This window comes from Romboutsia sp. 13368 (genome assembly GCF_018336475.1).
GTDB lineage: Bacteria > Bacillota > Clostridia > Peptostreptococcales > Peptostreptococcaceae > Romboutsia.
In genome coordinates this window covers 1,385,017-1,385,352 of record NZ_CP048741.1, presented here as the reverse complement: position 1 = coordinate 1,385,352, position 336 = coordinate 1,385,017, and positions in this window count along the sequence as shown.

Sequence of the window (336 nt, the reverse complement as noted above, 5' to 3'; positions counted from 1 at the left end):
TAAAATGACTGGCGCATATCGTATATGGAGCTAAAAGTATAATCAATTTAATTTATTGTTCAAATTTCAATAATTAAAAGTTGATTATAGTATAATCAAAAAAATAATAAAAAGAACTATCTGTAAGCCATTAAATGCTTATACATAGTTCTTTTTTCGTTTTATGGTATAAAGTTTATTATCAAATTTTCAGCTCTATAAAGCAAGGTTAAATCTGTTTAGATTATTTGCTTTTATAATAGTCTATCTACTAGATAATAGTTTGATTATTGATTATACTTTTTAYTCCTAATATATTTTAATTTCAGTATAAAAATAATAAAAAAGATACTCTAA